This is a genomic window from Pelagibius sp. (assembly GCF_965249265.1).
GTDB lineage: Bacteria > Pseudomonadota > Alphaproteobacteria > Kiloniellales > Kiloniellaceae > Pelagibius.
Map to the genome: position 1 here is coordinate 2,675,861 of NZ_OZ252224.1, position 11,312 is coordinate 2,687,172.

Below are 11,312 nucleotides of genomic sequence, written 5' to 3' on the forward strand. Positions count from 1 at the left end.
ACAAGAGGGAGCGGATAGAAGGTAATGCGACAAGCAACGGCAATTTCACCCAGAGCCCTGGCCCTTGCCCTTTCCGCCGGCCTGCTTTGTTCGTATGCGGCCTATTCCGTGAAACCCGCCTTCGGCGACGGCCATGTCACCAGCTCGGCCCAGGCTGACTTCCGTATCGTTACCTTGGCGGAGGGTCTGCAGAATCCCTGGGGCCTGGCGTTTCTCCCGGACGGTTCGATGCTGATCACTGAGCGCAGCGGCGACCTGCGCCTCTTCCAGAACGGCCGGCTCGAAGACCAGGCCATTGCCGGCGTGCCGGCGGTGGTGGCCCGCGGCCAGGGCGGTCTGCTTGATGTCGCCATTCATCCTGAGTTCGCCGAAAACCGCCTCGTCTATCTCTCCTACGCCGGACCGGGAGACGGCGGCGCCAGCACCGAAGTGGCACGCGGGAGGCTCGAGGGCATGGCGCTGGAGGATGTAGAGGTTCTTTTTCGCGCCGTACCAAAGTCCGGCGGCACCGGCCATTTCGGCTCGCGCCTTGTCTTTGCCAACGACGGCAAGCTCTTCATCAGCCTTGGCGACCGCCGCCAGATCCGCGAATCGCAAAACCTGGGCAATCATATCGGCACCATGATCCGCCTGAACGACGACGGTAGCGTGCCGGATGACAATCCCTTCGTCGGCCAGGCGGGCGCGCTGCCGGAAATCTTCTCCTACGGGCACCGCAACGTACAGGGCATGACCCTGCATCCGGAAAGCGGGGAGATCTGGGCCCACGAGCACGGCCCGCGCGGCGGCGATGAATTGAATCTGCTGAAAGCGGGTGCCAACTACGGCTGGCCGGTCATCACCTACGGCATCGATTACAGCGGCGCCATCATCTCCGACAAGACCGAGGCCGCCGGCATGGAACAGCCGGTCGTCTACTGGGACCCCTCCATCGCCCCCAGCGGCATGGCCATCTATGACGGCGACAAGTTTCCGCAGTGGCAGGGCGACATCTTCGTCGGCGCCCTCGCCCACCTCCACCTGCGTCGCCTGGAGATGGAGGGCGATCGGGTCGTCGACCAGGAATCCCTGCTGGTCGATCTGGGCGAACGCATCCGCGATGTCCGCTCCGGCCCTGACGGCTACCTCTACGTCCTTACCGACAGCGGCGACGGCCAATTGCTGCGCCTGGAGCCGGCAAGCTAGAGACCCGGGATTCAATCGGATAATATACTTCCATACCCCTTCAATAAACCCACATAAGATATTGATTTGAAATGTATAAAAAATAACTTCTATCCCCGATTGAACGCTTTACCCTGATGTAGCGACCAAGGAGCGTGGACGGTAGCCGCCGCCCCACCATTTTTCCTTGGACCAATCAGGGGAGTTTCCCAAATGTACCCGTTTAAAACTCTATGCTTTAGCGTCGGCGCTCTGGCAGCAGGCCTCGCCTTCTCAGGCCCGGTACTGGCACAAGCCCAGTATTCCGAGTATGTCGACAGTATTCAGCTCTCACGCGCCGAAGGTATTCATATCGACGTCGTGCTGCAGAACACCTCAGCCAACAAGGATTTGAACGCCGTCAACATTCAGCCCAAGAGCAACACGCTGGAGCTGGATCTGTTCGGCCATATTAAGTGCAGCAAGGACAAGAAAATCACATCCCATAAAGCCCGCGCCTATTTCGGCCCGGTGAATCTGGTGAACGATCAGATCAATGCCACCACCGCTCTCTACGAAGACGGCGCGGCTTTCCCTGGTTTCATCTTGTGGACGGGGAACCTTAATGGATGGGTGACTGAGGCCAACGAAGACATCCCCTTCTCCATCCCCCTCGCGCAGATCAAGCAAGGCTCCCCCGCAGTTCGCTTCGATCCGGTTGCGGAGCTGAATAAGAAGCTGCAAACGCATCTCGGCGAAGGTAAGAGCAAGGCATCTTTCTATCAGAAGGAGCAATTCTTCACTGTCCAGCGCCCGATCACGCTGGCGGGCTGGTGCAAAAGGTCTCCGGGTGTTGCTAAGGCCGGCTACAGGACCGTCATGATGGCGCTCACCATCCGTTACGAGGGCGACCCCGAAGTCAAGAATACACCGGTGCTGAGCCCGAAGATCGGCGGCCAGCAGCCCGGTCAGTTCCAGGTCGGGGATCAACCCTTCAAGATCACATCGATGACCTTCCAGCCCGACATGCCACACTACGTCGGGGGCTGCCCGGATGAAGCCACGATCCGGGTGGACTACATCGGTCAGGGCAGGGGCGAGATCCGCATCCGCGTGAACGATGGCGGTCAGACGATCTACGACTCGCCGAAGATCGCCTTCGATTCGAAAGACGGCAAACAGTCCCACGACTTCGAGATCGCGGTGCCGAAGCCGCCGCAGCACCAACTGAATCAGACCAAGCACCACAATCTGAAGGTCTATGTGCGTGGCAAGGGCGAAGATGAACAGTTCTGGCCGGCCCACTACCAGCAGATGGACGCGGCGCTGTGGAAACACCGCTGTACACCGGTGATGAACCCGGTTCTGGGCGGCGCCAACACCGGCCAGAAGGGCGGCTATCAGCAAGGCGGCAACCAAGCCAAACCGGCGGTTATTCCCAAGCTGAGGCTGAATACGATACCGGCCAAGCCGAGGCCTCAACGGGCACCCGTCAATTAGCCCAGATCAATGAGAAGCCCCGCCAAGCGCGGGGCTTTTTCGTTGTCCGGGGCGCGACTTCTCGCGTGGCAAGATCGCCCGAACCTGTCACTATTCCTCCTCGTTTCGCCGCTATCCTCAATAACCGCCATCGTCCCGGGATGCCCAAAAAGCCCCTGCGCACGGCAGAGTTCGTGGCGCTGTTTTCGCTGGTTACCGCCCTGACCGCGCTCAGCATCGACGCGATGCTGCCCGCCCTGCGCGCGGTGGGCGATGCCTTGGCGGTTGCTGATGCCAGAGACACCCAACTGATCGTCACGCTGTTTATCCTGGGCATGGTCTTCGGCGAGATCTTCTTCGGCCCGCTTTCGGACGCCTATGGCCGCAAGCGGGCGATCCTGATCGGCCTGCTGATCTACGGGCTGGGAACGGTGATCGCCATGCTGGCCGACTCGCTTGAGCAGGTGCTGATCGGGCGGATCATTCAGGGCATCGGCGCGGCCGGCCCCAAGATCGCCTCCCGCGCCCTGATCCGCGACCTCTACGAGGGCCGGGCCATGGCACGGATCATGTCCTTCATCTTCATGATCTTCATCCTCGTGCCCATGCTCGCCCCGGCCCTGGGCCAAGCGGTACTGCTGGTCGCCGACTGGCGCGCCGTCTTCATTCTGTTTCTTGTCCTGGCGGCGATTGTCGCTCTCTGGCTTAGCCTGCGGCAACCCGAGACGCTGCCACCGGAGCGGCGCATCCGCTTTTCCCTGGGGCCCATTCTGAGCAACGCCGCACTGATTTTTCGCCACGCCAAGGTCATGGCCTATACCTTCGCTGCCGGCCTGATGTTCGGGGCTCTGCTGCTTTACCTCAGCACATCACAGGCGATGTTTCTGGATCTCTACGGTGTTGGCGAACTCTTCGTCCTTTACTTCGCTATTCTCGCGTCAGGCCTCGGCCTCACTTCTTATCTGAACAGCCAACTTGTCATGCGCTATGGCATGCACCGACTCTCCGTCATCTCTCTGGTCAGCATGGTCGCCTGCGCCTCTGCGCTGCTGCTCGTCGCCATTCAATACGACGGCGTGCCACCCTTCCCGGCCTTCATGGCTCTCTGCTTCCTGATGTTCTCTTTCATCGGCCTGCTGTTCGGCAACGTAAATGCCATGGCCATGGAGTCCCTGGGCCGCGTCGCCGGACTGGGCGCTTCGATCATCGCCTCAGTCTCAAGCCTGGTGGCGGTGATCCTGGGCGTTGCCGTCGGGCGCTTCTACGACCAGACGGTCTTCCCTTTGACTCTCGGCTTCATTTTCGCCGGCTTGGTAGCGCTAGCCCTAATCCTCGCTGCAAAACGCAGCAACGCCGGCGAGATCTAAGCCGTCTCAGTCGAAAGCACCCAGGACCGCTGTCAGGTTCGGGCCCAACGCCGGAGAAAGATAGCCGCCCTCCTGCACCAGTACGGTCGGTAAACCCAGGCTGTCGATGGCAGCGCCGATGCGCGCGAAACCGCCGGTGGTAACCTTTAACCCATTAAAAGGGTCTTGCTCTGATGCATCGAGCCCCAGGGCCACGACCAGAACCTTCGGCTTAAAGGCCCGCAGGGCTTCCGCGGCGACTTCCAGCGCCGTCAGGAAGTCTTCATCGCCAGCACCAAGGGGCAACGGCAGATTGAGGTTTGCCCCCTCGCCCTCCCCGCCGCCACGCTCGCCCGCATGGCCCCAGAAAAACGGATAGAGATGGTTCGGATCGGCGTGCACCGAGACCGTCAGCACGTCCCCGCGCTGCCAGAAAATCCCCTGGGTCCCGTTGCCGTGGTGAACGTCCACGTCCAGGACGGCGACCGGCCCCATGTGTTTGCGGAGATACTGGGCGGCGATGGCGGTGTTGTTCAGGAAGCAGAAACCGCCGGCCATGTCGGCAAAGGCATGATGCCCCGGCGGCCGGCAAAGAGCGTAGGCGGCACGTTCGCCGCCTAGAACCGCATCGGCTGCGGTCAAAGCCACATCGGCAGCCGCCAGGGCCACCTCAAAGGTCTTGGGGCCGATCGGACAGGCCGTGTCCGCCATATGCCAACCGGCCTTTCCGACGATGCTTTCAGGGTAACCACCGGCTTCATGGCGGTTCGGATGGACGTTCGGGATCACCTCGGGGGAAGAGCCCGCGAAAGCCGCCCAGGCCGCCGGCGCCTCTTCCAGAAAACGCAGGTAATCCGCGCTGTGCACCGCCGCCACTGGATCACGCCCAAAGCGGCGGGGCATCAGGATCTCATGCCCGGCCACCTCCAGCGCCTTGTGCAGCCGGGTTGCGCGCTCCGGCACCTCGGTGCTGTCGCGGCGCTCGCCGCGGACCAGGAAAAACCTGGGGTGATGGTTCTCGTGCTGCGGATCGTAATAAGCCTTCATGAAACTGCCCCCTTTACCGCTGCCACCCCTTTGACTTGCGGTATTGTCCCCCTTGATGGCAAAGACTGTGTTCGCCCGGCCAACGACCCGTCAAGCCGAAACAGTACCGCCGCGTCATTGCGGGAAGCCCGAGGAAAAGCCATGCAGGACGACATTGAAATCCGGACGATGTCCCGCGCCGAGCTGGAAATCGCCATTGGCTGGGCCGCTGACGAGGGCTGGAATCCGGGCTTGGCCGACGGCGATTGCTTCCACGCAAGCGATCCCGAGGGCTTCCTCATGGCTTTCAAAGACGGCCGCCCGGCCGCTTCCATTTCGGTGGTCGCTTACGGGGCAGACTACGGCTTCCTGGGGTTCTATATCTGCAATCCGGCGGTTCGCGGCCAGGGGCTCGGTTACCGCCTCTGGCAGGCCGGGCTGCAACGCCTGGACGGACGCTGCGTCGGCCTGGACGGCGTCGTCGACCAGCAATCCAACTACAGGAAAGAGGGTTTCGTACTGGCGCACCGCAATGTGCGCTACGGCGGCACTGTCGCCTGCGAAGCGCCTGAGGACCCGCGGTTGCGGCCCATAGCGCCGGGGCAAATCGCAGCAATCCTGGCCTATGATCGTCCCTTCTTCCCGGGGCCCCGCGAGGCCTTCCTGAAGTGCTGGCTGAGAGCAGGCGAAAGCCGTCGAGGTTTCGTCGTGATCGACGAAGATGGTGTCGCCGGTTACGGGGTGCTGCGCCGCTGCCGTGAAGGCTACAAGATCGGTCCGCTCTTCGCGGAAAGTCCGGAGGACGCCGACCTGCTGTTCCGTGCACTCGCCGCCGGGGCCGGAAATACGCCGATCTATCTTGACCCGCCCGAGCCGAACCGGGAAGCGATCAGCCTGGCCGAACGCTACGGCCTGCAACCGGTGTTCGAGACCGCCCGGATGTACCGGGGCGCTGCCCCGGCACTGCCGCTGCAGCAGATCTTCGGCATCACCACTTTCGAGCTTGGTTGAAAGCCTGCCTGGCGCATCCGGGGTGACCTGTGAGCGCGGATTGACTTGCCGTCACCCGCAAGGTGCGGTAAGGCCGCAATCCGGTTTCTACCTTCTGTGACGACCTGATGAGCGTAAGCCTATGACCCTGTTGGCGCCGACCGCCGATCAAGCGAAAACGACCCCTTTCGCCCTCAACGCCGTGCCAGCGATTCATTTCGGCCCCGGCCGCAGTGAAAGTCTGGCGGAGGACGTGAAGGCCGTTTCCAACGGGCGGCGGGTGCTGCTGGTCGCCGACGCGGCATTGGTCGAGCTTGGCATGGTAGCCCCCCTGAGCGGCAGCCTGGAAACAGCCGGTGCGGTCACCGAACTCTTCGCCGATATCGCCGGAGAGCCCAAGGCCGCTCAGATCGATGCGGCGGCCGAAGCCGCCCGCAGGCTGCGGGCCGATGCCGTCATCTGTCTTGGCGGCGGCTCCGCCCTCGACATCGGCAAGCTCGCCGGCTGCATCGCCGCCGATGAACCCGATGCAATGACCTATGCCCTGGGCGCCCGCCCGCTGCCTGCAACGAGCCTGCCGAAAATCTGCATACCCACCACGGCGGGTACCGGATCGGAACTTTCAGCCACCAACATTTTCTCCAACGCCGAAGGCAAGAAAGTCTGGATCTGGGGTCAGGAAACCAAACCGGCGCGGGTGATCCTGGATCCCCTGCTGACCCTTTCCCTGCCGCCCCATCTGACGGCCTGGACCGGCCTGGATGCCTTCGTTCATGCCCTGGAGGCCTGCACCAACCGGCACAGTCATGCCGGCGCCGCACCGGTCTGCCACCAAGCCCTGGGTTTGATCGCGGGGGCGCTTGCCACCGCCGTCGAACAGCCCGGCGATGTCGAGGCCCGGGGCGCCATGCTGCTGGGCTCGGCCTATGCCGGGATCGGCATCGACAACTGCGGTACGGCGATCGCCCACAATATTTCCCATGCCCTGGCCGCCCTGGCGCCCATCCATCATGGGCTGGCCACCGCCCTGGCGCTGGAGTTGACCCTTGGCTGGTCGGTGGAAGGTGAAGCCGGGCCCGAACAAAGAGCCTTCACCGCCGCCGCGAAGGCCTGTGGACTGGCGGGCGCCGATGAGCTGCCCGGCTGGTTCTCGGCGCTGATGACCCGCTGCGGCGTTGAGCGCCGACTCCCCGATGCCTTTGCGGGTTTCACCGCTGAGGATCTCGCCGGGGAGATGCGCCGCGAGGAGAACCAGCCCATGCGGGCGGCAACAGCGCGGACAGTGGGCGAAGACGATATCGACAGCTTCGCCACCGCCACCTTGGCCCTCGCCTGAACAGCGATCCCAAAGCACAGAGTCCGAAAGCACAGAGACATGAGCCTCATCGAGAAGATCGACATTACCCACCACCGGCTGCCGCTGGACCCGCCTTTCGTCGCCTCCTGGGACGGCCGCCCGCGGCAACACTTCGACGTCACCGTGGTACGGGTCACCGACAGCGAAGGCCGCGTCGGTTTCGGTTCCGGCGACCTGATGCTGGGCCTTGAGGGACACGAGGATCTCTTCATCGGCCAGGACCCCCGGCATCTGGAGCGTCACTATGAGGTGCTGTCGCATATCCAGTTTCACTACGGCCGCTGCTGGCCGCTGGATCTGGCACTCTGGGACCTGACCGGCAAGATCATGGGGGAGCCGGTCTGGCGGCTTCTGGGCGGGCGTTCAGAGCGGGTCCGCGCCTATGCGTCCTCCGGCGTGTTGCGCGATCCCGGCGCCTTGGCGGAAACGGCCGAGCGTTTCGCCGAGGCCGGCTTTGCCGCCATGAAAATCCGCTTCCACCGCGGCGACTGGCGCGACGACATCAGGGCCCTGGAGGCGGTGCGCGAAAGGGTCGGCCAGCGGCTCGAACTGATGGTCGACTGCAACCAGGGCTGGCGCATGCCCTGGGATACCGAAGCGCCCTGGTCGCTGAAGGACGCGGTCACGGTGGCGCGGGAGTTGGAACGGCTGGGTGTCTTCTGGATGGAGGAGCCGCTGCACCGGTCCGACCGCGACGGGATGCGGCGCCTGCGCGACCGGGTCGACGTCCGCATCGCCGGCGGCGAGATGACCCGCGAGCTTTATGAGTTCCGGGACCTCATTGCCGAAGGCTGTCTGGACGTGGTGCAGCCGGACTGCGCCCTGGTTGGCGGCATCACGGGCCTGCGCCGCATCGCGGTCATGGCTCGCGAGTTCGGTCTGGTCTTCACCCCCCACACCTGGTCCAACGGCTTCGGCGTCGTGGCCAACACCCATCTCACTGCGGGCATCGGCGAGGCCCCCTTCATCGAGTTCCCTTACGATCCGCCGGAATGGAGCCTGGAGCGCCGCGATTACCTGATGGATCAGCCTTTCGATCACGAAAACGGCTGGCTGGTGCTGGGCGAGGAACCCGGCCTCGGCGTCGCCCTGGACGAAGACCGGCTGGCGGCAACGCGCCTAAGCTAAGGCCCTGGCGAACTGCCCCGGCGTCACGCCGTAAACCCGCTTGAAGTGGCGATTGAGCGCCGACTGGTCGTAGAAACCGACAGCCGCAGCGGTCTCGGCCAGCCCCTGGCCCTCCGTCAATAGACGGCGTGCCTGTTGGAGACGGATCTGGGTGAGGAACACATGGGGCGGCAAGCCCTTTTCCTTCTTGAAGCTGCGCACCAGATGAAAGGCGCTCATCTCTGCCAAATCGGCAAGCTGAGCCAGACTGACAGATTCGGCAAACTGTGCCTGAAGAAACTCCGCGACACGGTCGATGCGGCTGCCTTCGCTGCCAACGCGCCGGTCCTTGGGTCGCGGGCTGCCATGACGGCGATAGAGCCGGGACATCCCAGTAAGCAGCGTGGACTCACGGGCCAGAAGCGAGCCGTCGCTTTGGGACGCCGCATGCAGGTCGTGAAGCGTGGCAAAAAGCGTCGGATCGTGCAGCTTGTTGGTCACAAAGGCAGAGCCGGCGTCACCAGCCATCTCCAGGTCTTCGGCAACCCGGGTCAGCGCCTGCTGATCCAGATAGAAGGCGCGGTAGCGCCAGCGGCCGCTGCGCCCCAGGCGTCCGGCATGGGGCTCTCCGGGATTGAAGACCAGCACCGAGCCTTCTTCGGCCTGGTCTGAGATGCCTCTGGAGTCGAAGACGGCCCCGCCGCGCTCCGTCACGGCGATCACCAGTTCGTCATGTACATGCGGGGCAAACTCGTGATTGGTGAAATCGGCATGCATCAGCAACATCCCCGGAACAGCGGCATCGCCCCAGAGCTGGCAACGATTGTGTGGTATACCTCTTCCCATCGTGAGCAGTTTGACTCCAATTAAAAGTCAATGCCAATTCAAGCACCCTCACCAAGCCTGAAAGACAGCGATGAAGGACCTTAGTGACGTTCCAAACCACCTGCAATCAACCTACAAGATGCTTTTGAAAGCCTTTCCAGAGGGCCCATCCCAGGATGATTACTTGGCTTTGGTCGCAATCTTGGCAGCAGAAATGAGTCAAAGGACGGTCGCGGGAGTCGTCGAAGACCTCGGCTATTGCCGGCAAAATGCCGGATACAATGATGTTCTGACCGCGCTCTCCAAAAATCATCAACCTGATAGAGCGTCCGTAGAAAAGGTACGCAGACATCTAGACCCGCATGGTTATAAGGCTTGGCTTGCAGAATGCATGGATTAGGCCGCAAGAAAGCCGCCGTCGATACAAAGGTTGTGGCCAAACACAAAACTGGCCTCTTCCGATGCCAGCCAAAGCACCGCAGCGGCCACCTCTTCCGGCGTTCCCAACCGCTTCGCCGGCAGGGTTGCCGCCACCGCCGCCCGGTCGCCGACACCGGCAGCCATCATCATCGGGGTTTCCACCCTGCCCGGCGAGACGGCGTTGATGCGGATAGCCTGTTCAGCATACTCCATTGCCGCCGAGCGGGTGAGCGACAGCAGTGCCGCCTTGGAGGCGCAGTAGAGTGCCAGACCGGTGTTGGGATTGCGCACCCCACTGACCGATCCGTTGTTGACGATGACTCCACCGCCGCCTGCCAGCATGACCCCGATTTCCGCCTGCATGGCGAGAAAGACCGCCCGCAGATTGGTGTCGAAGACCCGGTCGTAGGTTTCCAGTGACTGTTCGGCCAAGGGCGCCCGGCGCTCTTGAAAACCGGCATTGTTGAAGGCGATGTCGAGGCCGCCCAGGCGCGCCGTCGCCTCTTCGATAAGGTTCTCGCTTGATTCGTCCTCGGTCAGATCCGCGGCAATAAAGGAAAGGCTGCCCGGCAGTCCGTCGCCGGCTGCAACGACCTCTGCACCACGTGTTTCACTGCGCCCGGAAAAGACGACTGTCGCGCCAGCCTCGGCGAAAGCCAGGGCCGTGGCCCGGCCGATCCCCGAGGTGCCGCCGGTTACCAGCACCCGCCTGTCCTGAAAACGCCCAAGGATCACAGCTCACCAGCTTTCATAGCTCTGCCAGCCCGATTTTCACCCGCCTGTTGTGACGGCCCTTGTTTTCGACCTTCAGGATACGCAGATGCCGCGACTCTCCGGTCGAAGCCAGATGGGTGCCGCCGCAGGCCTGGCGGTCGAGCCCGGCGATTTCGACAATTCGGACCGAGCCGTCCGACTGAGGCGGCGGCGTCACGGCCTTGGACCTGAGGGTGCCGCGCTCCTGCGCTGCTTCCGCCAGCGGCAGGTTTAAGGTTTTGATGGTGAGGTCCTGATCGACCACATCGTTCATCGACGCCGCCATATCCCGCAGCCGTTGATTGTCGGCGCCAGGCAGATCGAGGTCGATGCGCGCCGTCCCGTCGCCGGAGATGTTGGCGCCGGTCACCAGCGCACCGTCGAAGGCCTGAAAGGCCAGCGCATTGACGATGTGCAGGCCGGTGTGGAGTTGCTGCATCAGGAAGCGGAAGTCCGGATCGATCTGCGCCTCGACAGCGCCGCTCAATTCCAGCGGCTCCGAGAGAAGGTGCCAGAGCTTACCGCCCTGCTGTTCCAGGCCGGTCACCTGTACCGCACCATCCTGCCAGACAAGCCGGCCCTGGTCCGGCGGCTGTCCGCCGCCACCGGGGTAAAAAGCCGAACGATCGAGCACCACCGCACCGGGACGGCTGTCGGTCACCCCCGCTTCGAAAGTCAGCAGGTCCGGGGCGTCATGACAAAGGTAAGCAGCCATAGATCCTTCCAAGGCTTTGCCGGAAGAGACCAGCAAAACAGAAGGACCTCAGGCAGTATTGGCGAATCTTGCCGTGCTGCTCATAGCAAGAAACTCCATGCTGAGATGAATGCCGGTGGCCCATGCTTCGAGACGGGCCTGTCGGCCCTCC

At 63.0% G+C, this 11,312-nt stretch carries 11 protein-coding genes; 7 read left to right on the forward strand and 4 right to left on the reverse strand.

The annotated features are described in order from the left end of the window. Positions 1-24: 24 nt before the first annotated feature. The 3 genes from ACP146_RS12780 (at position 25) to ACP146_RS12790 (ending at position 3,989) form a co-directional block, all read left to right on the forward strand. Positions 25-1,185: a PQQ-dependent sugar dehydrogenase gene (locus ACP146_RS12780; protein ID WP_422367141.1), complete on the forward strand. Its 1,161-nt coding sequence runs from the start codon at positions 25-27 to the stop codon at positions 1,183-1,185. Between the two features lie 192 nt (positions 1,186-1,377). Beyond that, positions 1,378-2,643 (forward strand): hypothetical protein, encoded by a 1,266-nt coding sequence (locus tag ACP146_RS12785; protein ID WP_422367142.1) that lies wholly within the window; start codon positions 1,378-1,380, stop codon positions 2,641-2,643. Positions 2,644-2,783: 140 nt separating this feature from the next. Next, complete coding sequence (locus ACP146_RS12790) at positions 2,784-3,989, forward strand: multidrug effflux MFS transporter (protein ID WP_422367143.1); 1,206 nt, start codon at positions 2,784-2,786, stop codon at positions 3,987-3,989. Positions 3,990-3,995: 6 nt separating this feature from the next. Here ACP146_RS12790 and ACP146_RS12795 read toward each other — a convergent pair whose 3' ends face one another. Then, positions 3,996-5,015, reverse strand: coding sequence for a histone deacetylase family protein (locus ACP146_RS12795; RefSeq protein WP_422367144.1), 1,020 nt, complete (start codon positions 5,013-5,015; stop codon positions 3,996-3,998). A gap of 141 nt (positions 5,016-5,156) precedes the next feature. Between ACP146_RS12795 and ACP146_RS12800 the strand changes: the two genes are divergently transcribed. The 3 genes from ACP146_RS12800 (at position 5,157) to ACP146_RS12810 (ending at position 8,469) form a co-directional block, all read left to right on the forward strand. Continuing rightward, positions 5,157-6,005 (forward strand): GNAT family N-acetyltransferase, encoded by an 849-nt coding sequence (locus tag ACP146_RS12800; protein ID WP_422367145.1) that lies wholly within the window; start codon positions 5,157-5,159, stop codon positions 6,003-6,005. A gap of 121 nt (positions 6,006-6,126) precedes the next feature. Further along, positions 6,127-7,320, forward strand: coding sequence for an iron-containing alcohol dehydrogenase (locus ACP146_RS12805; RefSeq protein ID WP_422367146.1), 1,194 nt, complete (start codon positions 6,127-6,129; stop codon positions 7,318-7,320). A gap of 39 nt (positions 7,321-7,359) precedes the next feature. After that, complete coding sequence (locus tag ACP146_RS12810) at positions 7,360-8,469, forward strand: mandelate racemase/muconate lactonizing enzyme family protein (protein WP_422367147.1); 1,110 nt, start codon at positions 7,360-7,362, stop codon at positions 8,467-8,469. Here ACP146_RS12810 and ACP146_RS12815 read toward each other — a convergent pair. Further along, a complete protein-coding gene (locus ACP146_RS12815; protein WP_422367148.1) occupies positions 8,461-9,294 on the reverse strand; it encodes an AraC family transcriptional regulator in 834 nt (277 codons plus the stop codon). The genes ACP146_RS12810 and ACP146_RS12815 overlap by 9 nt on opposite strands. 70 nt (positions 9,295-9,364) lie before the next feature. Between ACP146_RS12815 and ACP146_RS12820 the strand changes: the two genes are divergently transcribed. Continuing rightward, positions 9,365-9,673 carry a DUF3349 domain-containing protein gene (locus ACP146_RS12820; RefSeq protein ID WP_422367149.1) on the forward strand — a complete coding sequence of 103 codons (309 nt, stop codon included), beginning with the start codon at positions 9,365-9,367 and terminating at the stop codon, positions 9,671-9,673. Here the strand turns inward: ACP146_RS12820 and ACP146_RS12825 are convergent. Next, positions 9,670-10,428 carry an SDR family NAD(P)-dependent oxidoreductase gene (locus ACP146_RS12825; RefSeq protein ID WP_422367150.1) on the reverse strand — a complete coding sequence of 253 codons (759 nt, stop codon included), beginning with the start codon at positions 10,426-10,428 and terminating at the stop codon, positions 9,670-9,672. The two genes, ACP146_RS12820 and ACP146_RS12825, sit on opposite strands and share 4 nt — an antisense overlap. Before the next feature lie 13 nt (positions 10,429-10,441). Beyond that, entirely contained in the window at positions 10,442-11,161 is a 720-nt protein-coding gene (locus ACP146_RS12830) for an alanyl-tRNA editing protein (protein ID WP_422367151.1), read from the reverse strand. Positions 11,162-11,312: the final 151 nt, after the last annotated feature.